Genomic DNA, 24,767 nt, shown 5'->3' with positions numbered 1-24,767 from the left:
GAAAAATAAATGGAAGCTCAAAGCCTTGTCAGCCACCAGCATAGCTGGTGATTTTCTTGTTTTTCTCTGAGAGAAAAACTGGCTCGAAGCCATAAAATACAACTAAAGAGGCCGGCATGCTCCGACCTCTTTTGGCTATTGACAAAATTCTTTGACTGCTGTTTGTCCTGCAATGCGCCCAAAAGTAAAGATATCTGTCAAGGAGTTTCCTCCAAGACGATTGCCGGCATGGAGACCTCCTGCAACCTCACCTGCTGCATAGAGACCCGGAATAACTTTTCCTGTTTCAGCAATAACGTGAGTTTGAGTATCTATTTTAAGACCACCCATAGTATGATGCACTGCTGGTTTACGTGGTGTCGCATAATAAGGTGCATTTTCACATTTAAGGTCAAAACTTCCCTTATTGAATTCTGGATCAAACCCAGCATCTACATAAGAATTGTAATTGCTGATGGTATTAACCAGTACTTTTGGATCGATAGCTATCTGCTCTGCTAGTTCTTCCAAGGTATCAGCTCTGAAAAGTGTTCCTGCTTCTACTTGTCTATCAATCTTTTCTTGACTAGTATTATAAGCCGTCGCTTTGATTTTATCATCGGCAATGAGATAAAAGAGACCCCCATTATCGATGGCTGCTTGAGATAACTTATCACGGCTACCGTATTCATCGACAAAACGCTTACCTTCTTGATTCACCATGATGAAGTTTGCTGGTGGTACTTGAAGACCTGAGAAAAGTGCTCCTGTGATAGGATCTGATACAGGCATCATCTGGCTAAATCCCATGCCAACAAGGTCTGCTCCTACACTTTGTCCCAATAGAATGCCATCACCAGTTACCGCTGGAGTATTTGATGTCGCAATATCGTCAGCAATTTCTGACCAATAGGTATTATACTGTTGCAACATTTTAGTATTAGCTCCGAAACCACCCGAAGCAAGAACCACCGCCTTAGCATTGATTGTTATCGTTTGACCATTACGGCCTGTTGCAATAATTCCTTTAATTTGACCAGCTTCTATAATGAGTTTTTTCACTGGAGAATCCGTTAAAATAGTTCCTCCATTTTCGCGGACAAACTTTTCAAGAACTGAGATAAAGGCAAACCCCATCGGTTGAACCGGTTTATGACCTCTACGCCAAAGGGCTCCTACTGGCATAGTCACTTGGCTATGATCAAACTCAACACCTATCTCTTCTAACCAACGCACTGAGCCAATAGCTTTCTCAGTTAAAACCTTAATAAGATCGTAATTACCATGAATTTCATTACCTTGGCGATCAAAACGTTTTCCTCCTAGGTAAGTTTGGATGCGATAAAGAAGCGTTGAGTCAAAAAGGTAAGTCGGATCTTTGAGATAACTCTCAACCTCTACTTGCAAAGCTTTGAAGTCCTCACGGAATTCTAAATCAATAGATTCGATATCCATATCAATCAACTCCTGCAAGTTATGATCCTCACCTGGATTGGCTACAAATCCTCTTTGCCAAACTGGGTCTGGTGCATTCATTGGACCTCCTGCACGGACTGTATTCCCTCCGATAGCTGGGAACTTTTCGACAACAATAACTTCTTTACCTTCTTGAAGAACTGCTGCTGCAGCTGCAAGACCGGCACCACCCCCACCAACAACGACAACATCTGTCTCATAGACTCTATCTTCTTTATCTAAGGCTGAAGGTGCCTTATCTCGCTTTCTGAGAACATCTGGATTTGCACCTGCTAATTTAACAGCACGCGCTACTCCGTCAAGAACACCGTTTGATGTTACAGAAGCTCCTGAAATAGCATCGACATTCAGTGTTTGCCCCTCGATAATCTCTGCTGGTACACGAGTGAACACAATGTCTGAAATCCCTGAAGTCTCTCCTGAACTATCAATATCAATTTTTTCAATACGCTCTTCGGATAAGGTAACTTCCATTGGCAATTTACCATTGTGACCTTCAGTTGTTACTTCATAGGTTCCTGGTTCAAAGCGAACCTCTTCTGGTAGGTTAAGTTGATTAACAACTTCTACGAAGCGTTGAAATTTAAAGAAACAGGAATCAAGAAAGTCAACTGTCTTTTGATTAATCAAATTACCATCTTCATCAAAAGCTCTATGAGCTCGACTAAGGAGAAATTCACTCCCTGGCATAACACTTGCATTGACACCTGGAGCATCTAAGATTTGGCGCAAGTGCAATTGGGCACGTGAAGAACCCTGTATATCATAAGAAGCTCCGACAATCATTGTTGGCTTTCCATCAAGAGGATGGATATTAAAGGACAACCATTCCAAAAGACTGTTGAGACTTGAAGAAATAGTGTGATTGTGCTCTGCAGTTCCTATAATAACACCATCAGCTTCAGTAATTTTTTGATTAAAAGCTTGCAGTATGGGGGTATCAGTTTGGTCGTCTGTTTCATTGAACATAGGCACATCCGTAATTTCCATAACATCAATCTCTGCCTTCTTGGCGAAGTGTTTTTTCATGAAATACAGAAGATTACGATTATAAGATTGTTTGGCATTGGTACCAACGATAGCAACTAATTTCATCTTTTCACTCCTTTTTCTATGCTTTTAGCCATGTTTCCCAGATAAAAGCTTTTTTACGGTCAGTGTCTTTCTTCTTAACTAGAGATTGCGTTAAAGTGACAAATTCTTGAAATTCTGCAAAGTTATCTTCTAGCTCTAATACCTTTTCAGGAACAGTCAGCTCACAGTCGTCTGTCAACGATTGTTCTGAGTGACTGAGAAAGAACTCTGTCCCCGGCATAACACGTGCTTTTAATTCTGGAGCGTCAAGAATCTGACGTAAATGGGCTTGAGCCCGAGAAGTTCCAAGAAGACCAAGTGAGGCACCGACAATCATCGTTGGTTTGTTAACTAGGGCACGACTGGTATAAGCAACCCACTCTAAAGCTGAGGATAGCGGAGCTGGGATGGTATGGTCATATTCAGGCGTTGCAATAATCACACCGTCAGCTGCTAAAATCTTATTCGAAAATGCCTCTACTTCTGAAGGGACTTTTTTGTCTTCCGGCTGATTAAAAGCAGGCAGATCCTTGATTTCAAGAAGATCAATTTCTGCTTGATTAGCAAAATGCTTAACCATGAATTTTAGTAGTTTACGATTTGTAGAACGGGATGAATTTGTTCCAACAATAGCAACCAGCTTCATATTGTTACCTCTTTCACAATAAATTATTTGAAACTATTATACTACTTTCAAACAATTTGTATAGACTCTTCGGGATCGTTTCAAACTATTGTATTTGTTTTTCAGACGATTGTATTTATTCACTAAAAAGTTCTGTTTTTTTTGTTTATTTTTTCACAAATTTCGTTGACAAACAATTTTTTCTTTGTTACTATCCTTGTGAAAAAACAAACAATATAGACTGGAAAGGATCTCGTTATGGAAAAAACTCTCAATCGTTGGCAGGTTATCATTGCCTCAACCGCTATTCTTCTATGTACAGGAGCCATCTATGCTTTCAGTGTCTTTGCTGCTCCGCTCAGTAAACAGACAGGATGGGAAATGTCTCAGACCATGCTAGCTTTTAGTATTAATAATGCTATTGGACCTATTCCTATGATTTTTGGAGGTTACTTAGTCGACAAAGGTTACGTCAAATGGACAATTAGTTTAGGTGCCTTGCTATTTGCTATAGGCTTTTTCCTGACAGGATTTGCGACAAGCCCTGTCATGCTCTACCTTACTTATGGCTTAATGGCGGGACTAGGGCAAGGATTTGCCTACTCTGGTGCCCTAAGCAACACGCTTCGACTTTTCCCAGATAAACGAGGTTTAGCTTCGGGAATCTTAACTGGTGGAATGGGCTTTGCGGCGGTTTTAGCATCACCCATTGCTTCAAGTATTATTCAGTCACATGATGCTAAATTTGCCTTTAAAGCTTTGGGGCTTGTCTACATCATTATCGTTCTCACAGCCAGTTTCTTTATCAAGGCAGCACCCTCTGGCTACAAACCTAAAGGATGGAATCCACAAACCTCAATCAAGACAGGTCAAGAGAGTAAAACTTGGAGTGATATGCTAAAAACACCAATTTTTTATCTCATTATCTCAATGTTCTTCTTCGGAGCCTTTTCTGGTCTTATGATTGCCTCTCAAGCTGCTACCATTGGGCAATCAATGTTTGGGCTCTCAGCTAGTACTGCTGCCCTTTATGTCAGCCTATATTCTATCAGTAACTCTTCTGGTCGATTTATCTGGGGAACTGTCTCCGATAAAATTGGACGTAGTAAGACACTGTCCATTATTTTCTCTATTGTCACCTTGGCTCTTCTTTGTCTAGCAACCTTATCTGGACAAGTCAGTTTTTCTATCGGTATTATTGGACTTGGTATCTGCTTTGGTGGGGTTATGGGAGTCTTTCCTTCTATGGTTATGGAAAATTATGGACCAGCCAATCAAGGTGTCAACTATGGTATCGTCTTTACAGGTTACTCTTTAGCAGCTTTCTTTGCACCAAAAGTAGCCGTTCAAATTGCTACCGCTAACAGTGGCAACTACACCAATGCCTTTTACATTGCTATCATACTGGCATTAGCTGGACTAATTCTCAATTTTATCTACGCCAAAACCAGTCAGAGACATTAATAACTTAAAAGAAGCTAGGAAAAATCCCAAGCTTCTTATTGTTTATTTTTCGAAACATAGTGTTTCTCATCTCTAGATAAGACTCTTGGACAACGTCGAATAACTTCGGCATTAACGATTTTCTCCCTTATTTTTTATGTTACAATAAATAAAAAACTTTGAGGAGGTTTAAATGACGGCATCATCTTATTATCTCAAGGATAATCCTTCTGGCTTTCCCTATAATTTTTTTCAAACTCATATTAAAAATGGTTATCCTGATGTTATCTATCATTGGCATCCTGAATTAGAGATTATTTTTGTGGAAAAAGGTACTGCTCGATTTCATGTTAATTATGAGATTTTCAATAGCCAACCTGGTGATTTGATTTTTATCCAACCTACCAGTATGCACTCTATTCATCCTATTGATCAAGAAGAGCACCTAAGTCAGACCTTTAAAATTCATCTTGATAATTTAGGACGGTCGACAATTGAACAATTTAGCCAACGTTATCTCCAGCCTCTACACAATGGTCACTTTGAACTGATGCCTCGGATACAGCCCCACATGGCAGGCTACGAAGACATCAAGACTCTGGTGCAAGTCATTTTCAAGCTATGCCACGATCAGCCACTCTACTACGATATCCTCCTCAAGGCTAAACTCCACGAATTACTCTATCTACTTTATAGTAAACGCTACGTCGTGCGTCACTATACTGATGATATCTATCGTAAGTACGAAAAACTCAAAGACCTGATTGCCTACCTCAATACGCACTACATGGAAGATTTAAGTATTGATTTTTTAGCGGATTATTTTGGCTATAGCAGAGCACATTTCATGACTATCTTCAAGCAACATACAGGGTCGTCATGTCTAGATTTCATCCTTCAATTAAGGCTATCTAAGACTTGTGAGGCTCTTGTTCACACTGATCAATCTGTTACTCAAATTACTGAAGCTATTGGTTTTAACAATCAAGCCAACTTCAACCGTCAGTTTAAGCAACGCTACCAAATGACTCCCTTGCAATATCGCAAGCGATTTACAGACAAAGACTAACCCCGACAGCTCAACTGTCGGGGCATTTTTATATGATATCTTCTTTTGGAATATCGTATTCGTCTAGGATAGCTGAGATTTTATCAAAGGAAAGTCTAAAATGTTCCAATTTATGACCATCAGATCCTACAGAATACTTGTGGCAACCAAGTTCCTTGACTAGTCCTAAAGCGTAACGGTAGAGGTCTTCGTGATGATAGAGATACATGCTTTTAGCATTCAGTTCAAAAGCTAATTCTGCCGCAATCATTTTGGTAAAGATACGGCGCAGCTGCTCTTCATACTGGGCTAATTCATCAACCGTCACATCAAACAAGCGAAAACCATAGTCAAAATGCGCCAGCACATCAGCTTCCACTCGTCCAATAGCATGCTCTAGCTTGTCTAAATATTCCTGTATAATAGCATGCTTATCCATGTCCGCAACCTCTTCATCAAGGTAGTCATTGACACCATTGTGATGCACAGACAAGAGCTTGAGATCGTAGTCCTTACCATCTAGGAAGCTGAGGATGTCTGCCTCGCGAGGCTCAAAGTAACCAATTTCGATACCACGCTTGATACGGTTATCGTAACGACGGTTGAGCTCTGCTATTTCACTAGAATAGGCATCATAGTCAGGCACATCATCTTGTTTGGTGTAGGGGTTGGACAAATCGTAGTGCTCAGTAGTCACTAGTTCGCCATCGTACTTGTCCAGATAATCCGTAAAATTGGCATCTGAATCGTAAGAATGGTGTGTGTGTAAGTGGTTATCTCTCATCGTTTTCTCCTATTCTTCTATGGCTTCGATCCCTGCATCCATACGCTCTTGTCCCCACCACAAGGGCATAAGTTCACCCAAAGTAATGGTCTCACCCTTGTCATAGTCAAGCATAAATTCCAAGTTTTTATTATCAACCGACAGTTGCATGAGAAACTCACGGCAAGCGCCACAAGGCATCCCTGAACCCTCACCAAAAGGTGCCTTATCTCGAAAAGCGATGACACGCTTGATGGTCGTCTGCCCAGACTGCTGGTACATGTTAAAAGCTGCCGCACGCTCCGCACACAGGTGAAAGACTCCAGCTGTCGCTTCAAAACAATAACCTGTGAAAATCTGACCATCCTCTGCTTCAATAGCAGCCACCACATGGTTAGCGTAAATAAACGGCGACACATAATGGGGATTATAATCTTTCTTCGCTGCTTCATAAAGTTCCTGCCAAGTTGCCATAAGAAACTCCTTAATATTTTCTTTTACTGTAACACAATCCCTCTTCTAAAGCAATAATAACAAGAAAGCTAGGAGATTATTGATGGCATGCATGGCGATAGCGTAGCGAATATCTTTTTTGGTGAGATAAAACAACCCAAAAATCACACCCATCATCAAATAAATCAAAAACTGATACAATGTGGCACTGGTGTGGGCCATCGAAAACAGGAATCCTGAAGTCAAAAGATAAACAAGACTAGAGTGACCTGATAGTTTTGAAAAGAAAAGTTTAGCCAACAAACCTCTAAAGAAGAGCTCTTCTAAGATGGGTGCAACAATAACTGTAGCAAAGAAGCTCAAACCTAGCCAGCTTGTCATCATTTTTTGAACGTTCTCTTGGTTGGGAGAAACGGTTGGAAAAATCATTTGCACTACAATAAAGACTAGATAGATAACAAAGGGAATCCAAAGGGATTTGGTGAGAGGTGTTTCCTCAATCTCAATGAGGCCACCTTGATGAATTTTCCGCCACATCAACCAAGTCAGAGCGACCGCAGCAAGGGTTCCAAGACTGACTAGAATAAAGGAAGCAGTCGCACTGAGTTCTGGTAGGGTAGCAATCGTAGGCGCAAGCAGTGGAAATTGAAGCAAACTAACAGCTATCTGAAAGCCTAACCAATAGAGAAAAAGCAAACCAAGATTTTTTAAGAAAGACAACATTTTCATAGACAAACTCCTTTTATTTGTAATAATTTCTAGTCATCTTAATATTAGAAAAGATGATATATAGGTGGATGACCGCCAAGACAAGAACAGCAGTCACTTCTGCTCTCTGTAAAAGAACTGATAAGAAAAAGACAAAAAGGTACAGCGCTGGAAGAAGCAAGCCGTTAAGCGTCATCACAATATCAAAACTCATCTTGCGGTTAGCTTCTAACTCTGCTTCGTCCATTTGCATGACATTATTTTTTAGCTCTTTCAGTGTCGGCTGTAAAGGCATCGAAATCCCTCTCATCTTGTTATAAAAACGCAAAAGAAGCACTTGTAAGGTACCAATGACCAGTAAGGCTAATAAATCCAGAATAGGAAAAGCCATCTCCATACCATTCTCACCCACAGTTATACTGAAGCTTAAGATCAAGGCTAAAAGGACAAAGATCGAACTAAATCCTAGAGCGATACTGGAAAAACTAGCATCCTTATTAGATTGACGGTAGAGGTCATCAGATACTTCATCAGTGACCTTCTGAGATTGCACAAACTCTTTTTTAGCCTTTTGAAGATAAAAGAGCATCGCGATAATACTAAAGAGATAAAGCAGTCGTAACCCCCAGATAAAGACTTCCATAACTTCTGACGATAGCAAGAGATCAGACAGTTTCTCTGGACCTACTACAGCTAAAAGCCAGCCCATAACTATCCCAATCAAACCACCACACAAAGCTCCTATCCCCAATTGCTTAATCATACGTCCTAAGGTTTTCATAATTTCTCCTCTTTCTTTTCAAATGCAGCCGAAAATAAACTAAAATAAATAACCACAAAGTACCAATTCAAATCTGTCTTAAACGGCAAAATATTTATCAGGTCCACTATCCAAAACAATAATAAGAACAAGGATAGCCAACGAGCGTATTTTTGCCATTTAATCGCCAAAGCTTTACCTGATGATGCCCACAAGGATAAGCCAATCAAAAATAAGACAAGCCATACTAAAGGAAATCTTCCGTTAATATTTAGAAATCCATACATCCCTACAAGGAGACTTACTAAACTGACGCCAAATAAAAGGATAGCTAAAACATGATAAAGGTTTTTCATTCTTCTTCCTCCACGATTGAAAAGACATTTTCCAAAGGCTCTTGAAAAACGTGAGCAATCTTCAATGCAATTAAGACTGACGGCGTGTATTCGCCACGCTCAATCAAGCTAATCGTCTGTCTGGAAACTCCTGCCAGTTGTGCCATCTGTGTCTGGTTGATATTATCTCTGGCTCGCAGCTCCTTGAGACGATTTTTTAAGACTATCATCACTCTCTCCTTTCTGACAAACTACTTGAATGAAAGCGAATCCATTTAACCAGTAGACGATTTTTTTAAAGATGTTTGCTTTTATCGCTACTGATTTCCACAATGTTAAAATCGTTTTCTTTACAATATCATTGTAACACTTCCTGTTCACTTTGACAACGATTGTTGTCAAAATAATCATTATCATAGTCAAAAAACTTAGGATATAGTTTTAAACTATACCTGTTAGCATTTTTTAACTATTTTTCAAAGTGCTTTTTATCAGTTATGATAAAGCTATCAAAAAACACGAGGTATATCATATGACAACATCTAAATTCCAATTGGTTGGTTCTCTTCTTCGCCCTGCTGATTTGCGCGACTACAAGACTCAAATTGAGCACCGTGATGATATCCAATACCCTTTCTACGATAACTTTGACGGTTATCAAGCAATTGAAACTGCTGACATTAAGCAAGTCATTGCCGAGCAAAAAGAAAATGGCATCGATATCCTGACTGACGGTGAATACTCTAAATCAATGTGGCACTTGGACTTTGTTTGGGGTCTTAAAGGGATTGAGCGCTATATCGCTGAGCACGGCTATACTTTCCAAGACCATGACGGTGGGCAATACGAAACCCGTAAAGATATCGGTATCCGCATTACTGAGCCCCTCTCAGGTAAGAATCACCACTTCATCAATATCTACAAATTAGTCAAAGCCGAAGCTGGCGACAGCGATACTAAATTAACTGTTTGGGGACCAGCACATGCTTACACTGAACTTGCTATCTTCGACGGCTTGGCTGGGGAAGGTCAGGTTTATGCTACAAATCAAGAGCTTAAAGCAGGCTTGATTCAAGCCTATAAGGAATTCTTGGACGATTATAAGGCTGCTGGTGGTGAGATTATCCAGTTTGATGACTGCCTATGGGAACTCTTTGATGAAAGTAACCCTGCGTCATTCTTTGCTGATGGCAATGCTGCGCTAGCAGATCTAGCAGACGAATTTGTCGCTATTAACAACGAAGTCGTTGACTACGGTCACGAACTTGGTCTTAAAGTTTGGACCCACAACTGCCGTGGTAACTATGAAAGCCGTTCTGCTGCAGAAGGTACTTACGAAGCTATCGCTGAAAAATTCTTGCGTGACCAACACTACGACCGTTTCTTCCTTGAGTGGGATAGCGAAACTGCAGGTGACCTCAAAGCCCTTGAGAGTCTTAAAGACAAAGATGCAGAAGTCGTCCTTGGCCTTCTATCATCTAAAACAACCGACCTAGACGACGAAGAACGTGTCTACAAACTCCTCGAAGAGGCTGCACAAATCTTACCAAAAGACCGTCTTCTTCTTTCTCACCAATGTGGTTTTGCTTCATGTGATTCAGGTAATGAACTTGCTATTCCTCAACAATGGGCTAAAATCAAACAAGGTCAAGCTATCGCGGCTAAATTCTGGGCAGAATAGATCAGACTCAGGTCTTACACCTTAACTTCTTTTACCCATTTTAGGTTTTACCTCTAAAGCTAAACAACCTCATAGCAAACTGATTGTTAGTCATCTTGACCGGTTTGATATGAGGTTTTGAATTTTCCATCACAGCTTTGGTCTAGCTCTCATCAGTTTGCCAAAGGAAGGTTTAAACTAAAAAATTTCCTTGAAACTAAGATTCCAAGGAAATTTTTTTATGTCTTATGGTAAAATGTGTGATTTTCGGTTTTGATTCATTTATCAGCTTTGTCTCGTCCTCATTTTCTCTTTTGAGTACTTTTATGCAAATCACTCGTGAAGCTCTCCACTTCCTCACCAGTAATGTATCTCAAATGGGACTATCTGTGATTGTAAGGGGATATCGTTGATAAATGACTACTTTAATGAATCAATCTGCCTAGCTAGCTTACCTAGGTAAATCTACTCTCCTACCAATTATTAGTGAGGTTATTCCTCTCTCCAAAAATAAACCTCTTCGAGATAAAAACGACGTCTTTAAATCTCTACTAAAATAGTATATCAAAAGGTCCAACTCTTGTAAATACTTTTGTTTAATTTTTCGTGTATTTACTGAATTTTTAATTTTCAAAACTAACTGAACATTCATAAAATAATTGAAAAGCTATCAACTATCTAAACCAAGGACTTCCAACCTATCTCCTCCAAGCAGAATAAGGTGCTTCTCGATCTTATCAATACCGTAGGCTTGTCTAAGGGCTTGAGCATAGAGTCCCATCTGTCCTTGATAGCGTTGAGCTATCTGCTGAGAGTCCTTAAATTTGTCAGTCTTATAGTCAAAGAGAACTATGCGGTCTTCAAAAACCAAGTAACCATCAACAATACCACGAACAACAAAATCTTCACCACTCTCGGGATCCTGAACAAGCATGGCAAACGGTGCTTCTCGGTGTAGATTTGGCAGATTTTTCTGGATAAGCTGACCAAGGTCTGTTTCAAAAAATGCTAACAATTTTGAGAGGTCAATGTTTGCCTTGACGTCACTCTCTGCTTGGACTTCATCGAGCGCTTGTGAGAGATCTGACATCTCTACTTTTTCGGATAGTTTCAAACGTTGCATCAATTCATGTGTCGCTGAACCGATAGCTGCACCTGTTGGGGAAGTTCTCTTGCCAAATTCTGGTAGTTTAAAGCTTTGCTGACTTCTTTTGACTTCTAGTTGATCGGCTTGCTCATCAATCACCGCAACCCCATCCATATCCATAAGAGGTTGGTAAAAGTGTTTGACCTGACTCGGTGTTCTGAGACTTGGTAAATCGATGGCTGCTTGGTAACGGCTATTGAGTTTATCCACGCTCTCTAAGACGTCCAAAGCTCGTCTGATTTCCTCACTCTGCCTATTGTCGCTGAGATCATCTGGATGAATGTTTCCTTCTTTTTTCAAAGAACCAATGGTTTGAGATGTTAGCTCTGCTTTATCCACAAAGGACAAATCAAATGCAAGCTCCTTAGTCGGAAAAGCCGCATCTAGAGCTAAAAACCAATCTTGAAAGGAAAGCATCTGCTCACGCAGACTCGTCGGTAAAAAGCCATTAACCTGATCCGTTCCATACTTATCTGATAGGCTATCTTTACTACCTTTTCCAACCAAGTACAGGCGTTTCTCCGCCCGAGTCATGGCAACATAGAGTAAGCGCATCTGCTCAGATAGGGTCGCTAGTTTGAGCTCACGTTTATTCAGCTGATAGGGTAGCGTTTCGAGGCTGACCTGTACCTTAGGAAAGTCTGTTTCAAAGGCATCTTTCATATCTGCCAAATACTTAATTCCCACACCAGTCTCACGGCTCAAAATCAAGGGTGAACGTAAGTCATCCAAACTAAATTGCTTGTCAAGATTAAGGACAAAAACGTACTTGAATTCTAAGCCTTTAGACTTGTGAATGGTCATTAACTGGACAGCATTTTTAGGTAGGGAGACTTCAACATCGGCAAGGTCGTTTTGGGTCTCTAAGATTTTATCGATCATTCGAATAAAACGAGGAAGTCCTTTGAAGCCCGTTTTTTCATAATTATCCGCTCGTAATGCCAAGGCGAACAAATTAGCTTGGCGCTGCTGGGCATTAGGAAGGCTGGCAACATAGTCATAGTAGAGTCTGTCGTTATAAATCTTCCAAATCACATCGTAAAGAGAGTGACTCTTGGCATAGTGACGCCAGTTTAAGAGCGTTTCGAGAAACAGAGAAACCTTCTGCTTAAGAGCATCTGTCACTAAGGTCATCTGCTGTCCTGTTTGGTTTTTGACCGCCTGTAACTTTTCATAGAGTTCGATAGCATCTGCTTGTAAGGCTAGTCGCGTTAGGTCGTCCTCATTAAAACGAAACATGGGTGATCTCAACAAGGCCACTAAGGCATAGTCATTCAAAGGATTATTGATAGCACGTAAGGTGTCTAGCATGACCATCACTTCTAGAGACTTCAAGTAATTTTGCTCTCCACCATCAGAAACAAGTGGAATACCGTAGCTCGAAAAGGTGCTTAGGAGAGCTTCATTACGACTACGAGATGAAACCAATAAGGCGATATCTGAAAAAGGAACCTCTTCTTCTAAGTGGAGACGGATGATTTCCTTGGCAACTAGGTCCACTTCACCCTTACTGAGGCTTTCATCGCTAGTCTCAGCTGTCTCTTTGCTAGGATCGTCAGTATTGTAGATCCATACCTTGGTCTGATGTTTTCTTTGTTTCTCTTGCTGGGAAGGGCTTCCTGCAAGCAGGTAATGCGTTTTATTATAGAGAATATCTCCCACCGACTCATCCATCAGATGGGCGAAAACACCGTTAGTTGCATCAATCACTTCAGCCTGTGAACGGAAATTTTCCTTTAATAAAATCAACTTGCCTTGACTAGGGTCTTCTTGATAAGTCTTAAATTTACTATTAAAAATTTGAGGATCTGCTTGACGAAAACGGTAGATGGACTGCTTGATGTCACCCACCATAAAACGGTTATGACCATTGGATAAAAGCTCTAGCAAGCGTTCTTGCATATGGTTATTATCCTGGTACTCATCCACCATAACTTCGTGATATTTGTCTTGAAATTGACTTGAGACATCTGGATTTTCTTCTAACAGCTTAATGGCAAGGTGGGCAATGTCTGAAAACTCAAAGGCATTTTCTTGCATCTTGGCTTGAAAATATTGTTCTGAAAAGTCTTTTACAAAGGCTTGTAGGAGTTGGAGCAAGGGCAGAGCTTGTCCTTGGTAATTAAAGATAGTATCTAGGTGACGAAAACCGACCAAATGACCATGTAACTGCTTAAAGATAGGGTACTTGACCTTATTAACAGTGATTTCATTACCAGATGGAATCAGCAGTGTCACATCTTGTGCCAAACGACCTAACCCTTCTTTACCATACAATTCCTCAAACTGACTGGACCACTCCAGTAAGCCAGTTATGATGGCAGAATGCTTGGTGTAGGCAGCAGTTGGTTTACCGGCCTTTGTTAGCTGAGAATAGTCTGGGCTCTCTGTCAAATCACGGAGCTGATAAGCCGTCGTCTCTAAGCACTCTAAAAAAGTCTCAATCATGTCATCTGGTACTTGAGCAAAGCCAGTCAATTCCTCGTGCGCTTTCAGAAAAGTTTCTGCCAGCCATTTTTCAGGACTTGCTGTAGATTGGGCAAAGGCATAAACTTTATAGACCAATTGGCGAAAAGCCTGTGAATCCTTGCGATTACCTGCAAAATTTCTAACCAAGTCTTGAAAAAGGCGAGCATCCTTACAAGACATATAATCTTGGAAAAGGTCTGCATAGACTTCATTTTTTAAGATATCTTGCTCAGACTTGTCCTGCATAATCCGAAAAAGTGGGGAAATGCCTAACAAATAGCCATACTGATTGACCAATTTTTGGGTAAAGGCATCCATAGTACCGATATCGGCAGTCGGTAAGAGCGCCAATTGTTGGGCAAAAAATTGCTGGGTTTCTTGGTCCTCAGCTTGGGACAAACGCTCTGTCAATCCTTTCTCCAAACGCTCTCTAAGCTCACCTGCTGCCTTAACGGTGAAGGTCGAAATAAACAGACGATCGATTGAAATACCTCGACTTAACTGGTCTAAAATGCGCTGAACCATGACAAAGGTCTTTCCTGATCCTGCAGAGGCTGAGACTAAAATATTAGTTCCACTGGTGTAAATAGCTTCAATCTGCTCTGCTGTCATTTTCTGAGCCTTATCTGAAGCTGCTTCTGCTTGTATTTTTTGAGTTATTTCTGTAGCCGTTAAAAAGGGCTTAATTCTCATCATCATCCTCCTGCTTGTCTCCTCTTGCCATCAGTTCCAAGAAAGCTTCTTTCTTTCCTTTTCGTGGTCTTGTGACAAGGCGTCTTGCATAGCGCATATGACGGTCTGCTTCAAATTGTGTAATCGCCTTGAGTTGTTCCCCCTTAACAGTATCGCCATCCTCGGTATAAGGATTGATGAAGAACTTCCCTTTTCTGATCTGACGAGCAGCCTGAGAGAAAAGGTTACGATTGTGGGTAAGCAAACGCTCTAACTCTGCTAGCTCATAGACTGAATCCCTCAAACTGTAAGCACCTGATGCCAAGTGCTCTTTTTCAGCAGCAGAAAAAAGTCCTTTGTAAGTCAGCTCGCTGTGCGCTTTGGTCAAAATACTATCTAAGTCATTAACTTTAGATAGATCCACGCGCGGCTCCTGCATATGAAGATACATGGCTCCAAATAACTGATCACTCGTCACCTGATAATGATTCTCCAAAGCTTCTAAGTAGGTCACCAATTGAGGAGACAAACCGTTGTAAAATTGTTGGATGTCAAAAACATTCTTCCCTGATTTGTAATCCACAACACCCAGGCTTCCATCTGCTAGACGATCGACACGGTCAATAATCCCTCGGAGCGTCACATCATCCAAGGTCATATCAAAAGCCTCCTCCTGACCAGCAACGCTAATGGCTTGATTTTGTTTTAACAAGGTTCCTGTCGAACGCGCAATATCGTCCAGAATCAATCGTGACAACTGACTCTCCTTGTCCTGTTCATAAAGCAGGGCAAAAGGTTCCTCAGCATGAGTCTCTAAAATGGCCTGTTCCAAGCGTTTGTCAAAGGTCTCTGACCCTTCTTGAGACATGGTTTTCTCAAAAATACGGTGAAGATAAGTCCCATGATGGCGAGCATCTGGATGAATTGACTCCTGTTCTTGCAAACCTAAAACATACTGTAAAAAGTAGAGGTATTGATTGTTATAAAAAGTTCTCACTGCTGAGGCCGATAGTTTCAAAGGCTCGTCAGTCGGAAACTTAGCTTGCATGACCTCCTCAGAGACTGGGATAGTATCAACATCTTCACCAACCACATCCAAATGAAGGTTTTGCTCTTTTAGTCGATTTCTCAAATAACGCGCTGCGACAGACCAGAAGGTCTGCTCCTCCTTGGTTAGCTCCTCTTGAAAATCAGCTTGATTGATGGCAATTAACTGCGACAAGACATCCTTGTAGTGAGCAATCTGATCAGCCTTGGCTTCCTTGAGGTAGCGCCCCTTATCCACCATCGGAACACCGAGTGCCAATAACTCTTGAAGATAAGGTGATATGCTATCTTGCCCTTCATTGATTAATTGAGGAAGAGACAACACGAGACTCTTTGTCGCACTATTAAAGACTGACAAGGCTGTAAAATAGTTTTTCTTGTTATTTTCTTGAGTAACGACAACTAAAGCTCCGCCATCTGTCTGTTTTTCATTAATATTACTACGTGCTTCATCACTGATGAGGCTCTTATTATCCACTACTTTTGGAAAATAAGACTGAGTCATCCCCATAGCAAAGACGTATTGGGCAGAATGCGGTTCCACCAAGTCATAGGATTTGACCGAGACGACATCGACGGTTGCAGGTACGGTACGATAGTTGGCAGCGAACATACCTGATTTTAGCAAAGCCAAAAAATCTAGTAAGTTCAACTGGTCCTCACCAAAAATAGTTCCCATCTCTTCTAGCAAGTGACAAAAAGCTGACCAAACCTGTTCGTGTTGATCTTGCTCTGCTTCGGTAGCGTCCTGACTGATTTGAGTCATATTTGACGGTAAGTCAACCTGCTCCAAGAAAACGAGCAACTTATCTAGAAGGCTACTCCCTTTTTGCTGACGTGCCTTAAAAAAGACCTGTAGGGGAGTCATCAATTGCTGACGAAGTTGATTCAGACTTTCAAAATCATATTTTCCATTTTTACTAACCGTAAAATCTGTCGTAAAGGCTTTTTGCCCCTTGATATCTGCGTAGGTAACATAGTGCTCAAAGCGGTCGAGTGCCTCTTGGTCTACCTGACCATAAAGTCCTGTCTTAAAGAGATTGATGACATCTTCTGCACGGTAATTATAACGTTTAACACGTTCCAAAGCATCCATAAAGTTGACCAAAGGATGGTGAGCCATAGACTCTGCCTTACCAAAATAATAAGGAATATCAAATCGTTGAAAGATATTTCCAACTTGAAGTTTGTAGGAATCCACATCTCCTAACAAGACCAAAATATCTTTGTAACGCACCCCATCTGCCAATAACTGGCGAATCTGACGTGCCACGGCAGTGACCTCTTCTTTCTGGTTGACTACATCCCAGATCTGAATGCGCTCTTTGGCAGAAGCGCTCAGCAATTTGTCCGTTTGGCTAAAATCATGCCGACTCTCTAAAAGAGATGTCAGCTCTGAAAAAGCACTTGTCTTTTCATTACCTAGGCTTACAAACTCTGGTTTGGTCTTAAAACGCCCCGCCAATTCTTTTAGAAAATCAAGCGGTGCCTGATAGACATTGCCATAGGTTAAATTAGATTTGTATGCCTTTTGACTCGCATAAGTTCCTATAATCACTTGAGAACACTTGACCTCTAATAAGCGTAGAAGCTCATCTTCCTCGGCTGAAAATCGGGTAAAGCCATCAATGACTAAGACACAATGTGACAGAGACGCATCCAAGCTCCCTGATTCAATGGCTTGAGAAAAAAATGCCAATTTTGACTGATTCTCAAAGTCAGATTGACGCAAATAGTCTTCAACAGCCGTCAATATCGTTACCAAATCAGAGGCTTTTTCTGGTTCACCCATATCCTCTAGGTCCAGAGCTGTCAGGCGAGCTGTTTTTAATTCCTTATAAAGGTCCACCAATTGCTTGATAAAAGCGTTGTCCTGTCTAAGGCGTCCATAAAGTTTAAGACTATTATCAGGAAGGGCATTTAGCACCTTGTAAAAAATCATAGACAAGCCGGTGTCATCCAAAGCTTGTTTGGGCACTTGCTTTTCTAAGACAAAATAGCGCGCCATCTGTGCAAAGCGCGTGATTGTAATGTCAAATGAAGCACGCTGGCTTAAATTTTCTAACACCTTACGCTCTTTTTCAAAAGACAATGAGTTTGGTGCAATATAAAAAACACGCTTCCCATCAGCAGCCGCTGCCTGTGCTTCTTGAGCTAGAATCTGCGTCATGTCTTGGGAAAGGTCTGTATAAAGTAATCGCATGCGTTCCTCCTTGTAGAATATCGTCCTTTTATTATAACATGAAAAAGAGCAAGCTAGCCCTATTCACTAACCTTGCTCTTTTCCACTAGTTTATAAGTAAACGTCAAATCCTCTCTCAACAAGGCTTTCACACGACAGAATTGATTGACATAGCCCAAGATAGCCTCTTTCTTCTGTTCAGTCAAATCATCAGCAATCTCAATGACAAACTCAAAATGCCCTTCATCATAAGAAATAGCAAGTTCTGTCTGTACAGTTTCCTTTTTCTCATAGCGTTTATAGTAGCCTTGAATACACATGGTAACACAAGACCCCAAAGCAATAACCAAAAGACTCATAGGTGTTTCACCCTCTTGAGTGTCACCGAAAGTCTCCACAGCTTGACCGTAGCCTACTGATGTGGCATGGTAAAGCTTATCTCCTTTAATTTGTGATTGATACATGTCATCCTCCTTGATCTGATATCCATCAGCATACTAAAGTCTGGTACTTTAATCAAGTCATTAGCACACCTACCTTTGGACGATTTCTTAAATCCAAAGATAAAAGAAAACAACCACAAAACAAAAATCTCAAAGCTTCTATCTTTTACTAGAGTGACTGTAACTTTTTGCTCGCAAGTCACTGAAAATACAAAAAGTTGAAGAGTCTGGTTTAAAAGCAACCTTCTCTTCAACCTCAAATGGCTAAAACTGCAAATTTTTTAGCTAGACTTATTCTACAACAAGGTAGCCATCAGTATCTGTTGTATAGCTAACCCCATCACGTTCAAAGCATTGGCCTTTGATGATATTTCCTGCTTCATCAGTAAACATTATTTTTCCATCATAGGTAAATGAACCATTTTTTGATTGCGAACCGTCCTCAAAGAAGTACAAATCCTGCCCTTTGATTGTTTGACGTCCAGTCACCTTTTGGCCATCTAGACCGACATAGTACCAAATATCACTACCCTCTGGTTTAACAAAATCATCATAAACACGTTTTCCTAAGGGATTGTAAAAATACTCTTTGCCATTATACTGCTTAATAGATGGACTATAGGCTCTCGCAAACTTACCAAATAATTTTGAATAATCGCCATCAAATGGTGAAAGAATACCATTTTAACCAACCGTATAATAGTTCCCTTCAAAGAAAATAATATCTGACTCCGTCAAAGAATTATATCTTGAATCATTACCAGTACCATAAATAGAATAATTACCGGACTCATCAGTTTCTAAATAAACGCTAGGAAAGTCCAAAAAGTTTTTTCTAGTTAGATAACGTCCTGATATGATATAACCATTTGAATCAAATTGATAAAGGTCATACCAATCATAACCTGGTACTTTCATGAGATAGACAGCATATACAAGAGCGCCCACTTTATCGGTATCTACATCTGTATAAGGTTTTTCATCACCTTTTATTTGGACACCAGTCTTTTTATCAAAATAATACTCTACACCATCGACCACATAATAACCTTTAGCTTTTTCACCCGTTTCAGTGATATAGTACCATCTATATTTCTTGCCAGTTGAAGCATAATGCACTGAACCCTGAAAAACACTAGTTGCTTCACGACTATCGTAAGCAACACTCACAAAACGATTGTTTGAAACGCGCTCCCCAGTATCTCCGTCATAATAGTACTCTTTACCATCTTCTGCGATAGCAAAGTCACCCTTTACCTGAACCCCATCCTGATCAAAAAAGTAAACTTTTCCATCCTCAGCTGTGTAAGTCCCTGTAACTACATGTCCCTCAGCATCAACATAATAATAGTAATGGCGTGTCTCTGGCTCAGAATAACGTTCTTTCTTTACAGTGGAGCCATTAACCTCTACTAAATCAAATCCAAGGTATAATTTGACCTCGTAAGGGATTTCGATAAACTGGCTTGTTAATCGTTGGCCTGTCTGAGCATCGTAGTAGTAGAAGTCAAATTTTCCCTTTTCCGTCGCAAAATGTCCTTTTACTTGGCGACCATCTTCGTCAAAATAAAGGTCCTGACCATTAATGGTTTGTCTACCTGTAACTTTCTGACCTTGAGCATCGACGTAATACCAAGTCGCACCGCCATCTTCTGTCACAAAATCATTACTTACTCGTTGGCCAGTATGACCATCATAGTAGTACTCTTTACCATCTTCTGCAGTAGCAAATTTCCCCTTAGATTGATAACCATCTTGATCAAAGAAATAGGTTTGGCCATCAATTTGAGTTGTTCCTACTGCTTTCTGACCATCTTGATTATAATAAAGCCACTGGTCTCCTGATTTCACAAAGCCTTGCTCTTGAGTATCTCGAGAAACAAGCTTAGCTGCCTCTGTTTCTTCCGTCGGTACTGAAGCAGTTTTAGCATCAGTGACTTCCTGGCTAGTCTCTGTCTCCTCTTCAGAAAGGACTGTCACTGGAGCTTGACTAGTCTCTTGTGCTAGGTCAGTTATTTCAGTCACTTGACCTTGAGTTTCAACACTTGTCTCGTTACTAACCTCAACTTCCTCTGTTGTCACAACTGCTTCAATCTGAGGCTCTCCCACCTCATCGGCTGAAACAGTAAGCTGATTTGCTGCTAGGATTAGACTAGATGTACTAATAACCAAAGGTAGCAAATACCGGTATCCATACTTCTTTGACATTTTAATCTCCTTTTAAATATTCTGTTATCATTTTACAAGATAGTAATCTTTCTGTCGATATCCTATAACTATAATTAGTTATCGTTAATCATTTTAATAGATATCTCTTTCGAACAAAAATGATAAAAGTAAACAGAGGCTCGCTAAATAGTCAAAAACGCTTCAAAGGTAACATCCCCGTAGATTAGATCGTTAAAAATAAGATTTTAGCAATAACGTCTCAAAATTTTCATTACTTACTCTTTTTAATAAAAGACTAACCATAAAACCAAAAAAACTCCAATCTTCTATCTCTTTTTTGAGTGGTTGAGCGTTTTTGCTCACTTTATTTTGTAAATTATCATATAATAAAAGAAATAACTTTGGAGATAATTATGAAAACAGACAAACTTAGAGAGAGCCAACATATCGACGATCGTCGTGGACAAACTAGCTCTCAAAATAACTACACCAATGCTTCTAATCCACTTTTTTCTGCCCTCTTTTCACGCTTAGGATGGAAAGGTAAGCTCATTCTTGTCCTCGTTCTAGTCGCTTTCGGAGGTATTTCTGGTTTGGGAGGGCTTTTAGGTAGCAACTCGAGTAGCCCACAATCAGTCACTAGTCATCAAACCACCTCTCAATCCAGCCAAGCAACTGATCAAGAGGCTCAATTTCTCAGCAAAGTCCTAGCTTCGACAGAAGATTTTTGGAGTCAGGAGTTTCAGAAGAACGGTCGTCAGTACGATTTTCCAACCATGGTTTATTACACTGACAGTGTCCAAACGGCATGCGGACAAGGCTCAGCACAAGCTGGACCTTTCTACTGTTCAGGAGACCAAAAGATTTATATCGACTTGTCCTTTTATCGTGAGTTAGGTGACAAATACGGTGCCAAGGGGGATTTCGCCATGGCTTACGTTGTCGCTCACGAAGTCGGACACCACATTCAAGAAGAGCTAGGTATCATGTCTCAATATAATAAACAAAGACAAGGACTGTCAGAAAAAGAAGCTAACGCACTCAATGTCCGACTTGAATTACAAGCAGACTACTATGCTGGCGCTTGGGCAAAATATGTCCAAGACAACAAACTCCTTGATACAGATGACATCCAAGAAGCCATGACCGCTGCCCACGCAGTTGGCGATGATACCTTGCAAAAGCAGGCTTACGGCAGAACCATACCAGACAGCTTCACTCATGGCACCTCAAAACAACGCCAAACTTGGTTTAACCGTGGCTATCAATACGGTGATATTCAACATGGTGATACGTTTAATAGTAATATCTAAGCAAAAATCCTACCACATATTATTGGTAGGATTTTTTTGTTATCGGACTTGAGCCCCTGTTTTTTCTTCTAGAGCTTTAGTGATTTTTTCCATGTATTTGGCAACTTCTTCGTCTGTGAGGTTGTCTGCTGGATTTTGGAAAGTGAGGCTGTAAGCCATTGATTTCTTGCCAGCTTCGATATTGGCACCTGCATAAACGTCAAAGAGTTTGATAGATGTCAAGCGTTTCACACCTGCTGACTGGATGGCATCCACGATAGCTTGGTGGCTCGTTTCCTTGTTCAATAGCAGAGCGATGTCACGCGAAACAGCTGGGAACTTGGTGATTTCCACAAAGGCAGAGGCTGGCTCAAGCGCTGCTTCAATAGCTGTTACATTAAGCTCAGCGACATAAGTTTCTGGAATGCTGTAATCTTTAGCGGTTTGTGGGTGAACTTGACCCACAAAACCAAGCACCTGACCATCACGTTCGATACGGGCTGTACGACCTGGGTGCATGCTAGCCAGACCTTTTTCAGCCACATAAGTCACATCAAGTCCAAGCTTATCAAAGACTAACTCAAGGATACCTTTAGCATAGAAGAAATCAACTGGTGTCGCTGGAGTTTGGAAATCTTTTTCAGCGACCAAACCAGATATGGCAAAGGCAAAGGTATCAATCTCAGTTGGCAAGTCTTCTTTTGGATTGCCAGCTTGTTCGAATACTTTTCCGATTTCATAGATAGCAAGATTGCTTTGTTTACGCGCAACGTTGTAAGCAATGGTATCAAGCATACCGGAAACCACGTTCTGACGAAGGGCAGAGCGTTCCACTGACATTGGCCACATGAGCTCAGTGATATTGCTTGGTGCAAGGTTGAACTCAATCGCTTTTTCAGGCGTTGTCAAAGCGTATGAGATGATTTCAGTCAAGCCAGCTCCCTCAGCAATGCTGCGCACTTTACGACGAAGGGCTTGGGTTGCAGTCAATTCACCTGCTGTTCCAGCTGCTTCTGGAAGAGTTGTTGGAAGCTTATCATAACCGTAGATACGAGCAATTTCTTCCACCAAGTCAGCCTGAATAGCAATATCCCAACGACGACGTGGTACTGAAACAGTGAATTTTTCCTCATTGCCAGCAAGACCGAAACCAAGTTTGGCAAAGACATCTTCGATATCAGCAAATGTCAATTCAGTTCCCAAACGAACGTTGACATAGTCAAGACTTGTTGAGACCTCAACTGGTTCAGTAGGAACGTGACCAGCTTGAACACGACCAGAGAGAACCTCTCCACCAGCCAATTCTTGCAACATAGCAGCTGCAAAGTCGAGGGCTTCTGTTACTGTGGCATAGTTGATACCTTTTTCAAAACGTGATGAACTTTCTGAACGAAGGTTGAGACGACCGCTTGTTTTACGGATTGATTTTCCTTCAAATACCGCAGCTTCAAGAACAACATTCTTAGATGAAGCATCAATTTCAGTCGATTGACCACCCATAACACCTGCAAGGGCAACTGGTTTGTCAGCAACTGTAATGACGATATCTTCTGCAGTCAAGTCGCGTTCTTCACCGTCAAGTGTTACCAATTTTTCACCGTCACGCGCATCACGAGCCACGATTTTATTCCCTTCAAACTTATCAAAGTCAAAGGCATGCATTGGTTGTCCGAAATAGAGAAGAACATAGTTGGTCACGTCAACAACGTTGTTGATTGGACGGATACCAGCATTCATGAGTTTGTTTTGCAACCACTGTGGACTTGGTGCGATGGTCACATTTTCCACGATACGGCTAGCATAAGTGTAAACCTTGTCGCTTTCGATTGCCACTTCCAAGACATCGCTTGCAGCTTTGCCATTTTCAGTAAGAGATTTCTCAGGGAAGTTGACTGACTTGCCGTAGATGGCAGCCACTTCGTGGGCTACACCACGCATTGAAAGAGCATCCGCACGGTTTGGTGTGATTGAAAGCTCGATGATTTCGTCATCAAGGTCAAGGTATTTGAAAATCTCATCTCCAGGGACAGCATCTTCTGGCAAGATTTGGATACCATCTGAAAATTCTTTTGGAATGATTGACTCAGGAAGGCCAAGCTCTTGGAGGGAGCAAATCATACCGAGTGATTCCATACCACGGATTTTACCTTTTTTGATTTTATAATTGTCAGCGATACGAGCACCTGGCACTGCCACGATAACCTTGATTCCAGCTGTTACGTTTGGTGCACCGCAGACGATTTGACGAAGCTCATCATCACCAGTGTCTACTTGGCAAAGGTGCAAGTGTGTTTCTGGCACATCTTCACAAGAAACCACATGTCCGACTACTAATTTTGACAGACCTTCAGCTGGGACTTCAACACCCTCAACCTCAATACCTGTCGTTGACATTTTTTCAGCCAAATCAGCTGATGGCACATCGATGTCCACCAACTCTTTTAGCCATTGATATGATACTAACATCTTCTTCCTCTTTTTTGTTTTTGATATGTATTAATTCAGTTTTTTCTTGAGCAACCAATCAAGATCTATCTTGTCTTCTGAAACGGGAAAGGCGTGCTCGGCGAATTTTTCAAAACCATACTTGGCATAAAAGGCCTGTGCTTTGAAATTCTTCTCCCAGACACCTAACCAAGCCCAGGTAAAGCCTCTTTCTTGCGCTAATTGCAGCGCATACTCAAAGAGTTTTTTCCCTAGACCATGCCCTTGAAAAGCCTGAAGAATATAGATTCGTTGAATTTCAAAACTATTTTCCAACTCCTGCTCCGTCTGAGCAGCACCCCAGTTAATCTTAAGAAAGCCTGCCAGCTGACCGTCGACCTTGACAAAATAATGCTCTGACTCTGGGTGACCTAACTCAGCTACCAAAGTCTCCTCTGAGTAGGCGGTTTGGTAGTAATGCTCCAGCTGATCTGGTGTATTGTCATGGGCAAAGGTTTCTGTAAAACTGTCCATGGCTAATTGACGCAAGTCCTTGACCTGATTAGTTGCTATTTTTTCAACGGTGATAACTGCCATT

General features: G+C 41.0%; 19 protein-coding genes. 4 read left to right on the top strand and 15 right to left on the bottom strand.

Translation table 11 applies throughout. From position 1 onward, the window contains the following. Positions 1-135: 135 nt before the first annotated feature. Entirely contained in the window at positions 136-2,550 is a 2,415-nt protein-coding gene (locus JOC31_RS06370; protein WP_205017328.1) for a flavocytochrome c, read from the bottom strand. Between the two features lie 16 nt (positions 2,551-2,566). Further along, positions 2,567-3,175, bottom strand: coding sequence for an NADPH-dependent FMN reductase (locus JOC31_RS06365; protein ID WP_205017327.1), 609 nt, complete (start codon positions 3,173-3,175; stop codon positions 2,567-2,569). A gap of 237 nt (positions 3,176-3,412) precedes the next feature. Between JOC31_RS06365 and JOC31_RS06360 the strand changes: the two genes are divergently transcribed. Together JOC31_RS06360 and JOC31_RS06355 are read left to right on the top strand one after the other, a co-directional pair. Beyond that, complete coding sequence (locus tag JOC31_RS06360; protein WP_205017326.1) at positions 3,413-4,618, top strand: L-lactate MFS transporter; 1,206 nt, start codon at positions 3,413-3,415, stop codon at positions 4,616-4,618. A gap of 172 nt (positions 4,619-4,790) precedes the next feature. Next, a complete protein-coding gene (locus tag JOC31_RS06355) occupies positions 4,791-5,666 on the top strand; it encodes an AraC family transcriptional regulator (RefSeq protein ID WP_205017325.1) in 876 nt (291 codons plus the stop codon). Between the two features lie 28 nt (positions 5,667-5,694). Here the strand turns inward: JOC31_RS06355 and JOC31_RS06350 are convergent, their stop codons facing one another. The 6 genes from JOC31_RS06350 to JOC31_RS06325 are packed head-to-tail and all read right to left on the bottom strand — an operon-like array spanning position 5,695 to position 8,894. Continuing rightward, entirely contained in the window at positions 5,695-6,429 is a 735-nt protein-coding gene (locus JOC31_RS06350) for a PHP domain-containing protein (protein WP_205017324.1), read from the bottom strand. A gap of 9 nt (positions 6,430-6,438) precedes the next feature. Further along, positions 6,439-6,882, bottom strand: a complete 444-nt coding sequence (locus JOC31_RS06345) for a cytidine deaminase family protein (protein WP_205017323.1) — start codon at positions 6,880-6,882, stop codon at positions 6,439-6,441. A 45-nt stretch (positions 6,883-6,927) separates the two neighbouring features. Next, on the bottom strand, positions 6,928-7,590 hold the full coding sequence (locus JOC31_RS06340) for a CPBP family intramembrane glutamic endopeptidase (RefSeq protein ID WP_205017322.1): 663 nt from the start codon (positions 7,588-7,590) through the stop codon (positions 6,928-6,930). Positions 7,591-7,603: 13 nt separating this feature from the next. Next, a complete protein-coding gene (locus JOC31_RS06335; RefSeq protein ID WP_205017321.1) occupies positions 7,604-8,350 on the bottom strand; it encodes a DUF3169 family protein in 747 nt (248 codons plus the stop codon). Beyond that, positions 8,347-8,685: a hypothetical protein gene (locus tag JOC31_RS06330; RefSeq protein WP_205017320.1), complete on the bottom strand. Its 339-nt coding sequence runs from the start codon at positions 8,683-8,685 to the stop codon at positions 8,347-8,349. The genes JOC31_RS06335 and JOC31_RS06330 overlap by 4 nt, the downstream gene beginning before the upstream one ends. Continuing rightward, positions 8,682-8,894, bottom strand: coding sequence for a helix-turn-helix transcriptional regulator (locus JOC31_RS06325; RefSeq protein WP_205017319.1), 213 nt, complete (start codon positions 8,892-8,894; stop codon positions 8,682-8,684). The genes JOC31_RS06330 and JOC31_RS06325 overlap by 4 nt, the downstream gene beginning before the upstream one ends. A gap of 302 nt (positions 8,895-9,196) precedes the next feature. On the opposite strand from JOC31_RS06325, the gene JOC31_RS06320 reads away from it, so the two are divergent. After that, the gene (locus JOC31_RS06320) at positions 9,197-10,345 is read left to right on the top strand and encodes a cobalamin-independent methionine synthase II family protein (protein WP_205017318.1); all 1,149 of its coding nucleotides are present in this window, start codon (positions 9,197-9,199) and stop codon (positions 10,343-10,345) included. Between the two features lie 649 nt (positions 10,346-10,994). Here JOC31_RS06320 and addA read toward each other — a convergent pair. From addA to JOC31_RS06295, 5 genes are all read right to left on the bottom strand, one after another. Beyond that, positions 10,995-14,633 carry a helicase-exonuclease AddAB subunit AddA gene (addA, locus tag JOC31_RS06315; protein WP_205017317.1) on the bottom strand — a complete coding sequence of 1,213 codons (3,639 nt, stop codon included), beginning with the start codon at positions 14,631-14,633 and terminating at the stop codon, positions 10,995-10,997. Then, a complete protein-coding gene (gene rexB / locus JOC31_RS06310) occupies positions 14,623-17,862 on the bottom strand; it encodes an ATP-dependent nuclease subunit B (RefSeq protein WP_205017316.1) in 3,240 nt (1,079 codons plus the stop codon). The genes addA and rexB overlap by 11 nt, the downstream gene beginning before the upstream one ends. Positions 17,863-17,921: 59 nt before the next feature. After that, complete coding sequence (locus JOC31_RS06305; RefSeq protein ID WP_205017315.1) at positions 17,922-18,305, bottom strand: OsmC family protein; 384 nt, start codon at positions 18,303-18,305, stop codon at positions 17,922-17,924. Positions 18,306-18,575: 270 nt separating this feature from the next. Next, complete coding sequence (locus tag JOC31_RS06300) at positions 18,576-18,773, bottom strand: hypothetical protein (RefSeq protein WP_205017314.1); 198 nt, start codon at positions 18,771-18,773, stop codon at positions 18,576-18,578. A gap of 195 nt (positions 18,774-18,968) precedes the next feature. Next, the gene (locus JOC31_RS06295; RefSeq protein ID WP_205017313.1) at positions 18,969-20,492 is read right to left on the bottom strand and encodes a hypothetical protein; all 1,524 of its coding nucleotides are present in this window, start codon (positions 20,490-20,492) and stop codon (positions 18,969-18,971) included. Positions 20,493-20,866: 374 nt separating this feature from the next. On the opposite strand from JOC31_RS06295, the gene ypfJ reads away from it, so the two are divergent. After that, positions 20,867-21,766, top strand: a complete 900-nt coding sequence (gene ypfJ / locus JOC31_RS06290) for a KPN_02809 family neutral zinc metallopeptidase (protein WP_205017312.1) — start codon at positions 20,867-20,869, stop codon at positions 21,764-21,766. A gap of 39 nt (positions 21,767-21,805) precedes the next feature. Here ypfJ and pheT read toward each other — a convergent pair whose 3' ends face one another. Further along, positions 21,806-24,211, bottom strand: a complete 2,406-nt coding sequence (gene pheT / locus JOC31_RS06285) for a phenylalanine--tRNA ligase subunit beta (protein WP_205017311.1) — start codon at positions 24,209-24,211, stop codon at positions 21,806-21,808. Between the two features lie 30 nt (positions 24,212-24,241). Then, the gene (locus JOC31_RS06280; protein ID WP_205017310.1) at positions 24,242-24,766 is read right to left on the bottom strand and encodes a GNAT family N-acetyltransferase; all 525 of its coding nucleotides are present in this window, start codon (positions 24,764-24,766) and stop codon (positions 24,242-24,244) included. Position 24,767 lies beyond the last annotated feature (1 nt).

The organism is Streptococcus saliviloxodontae, assembly GCF_016908655.1.
Taxonomy (GTDB): Bacteria; Bacillota; Bacilli; order Lactobacillales; family Streptococcaceae; genus Streptococcus; species Streptococcus saliviloxodontae.
This window is presented reverse-complemented; position numbering and strand designations above follow the sequence as displayed.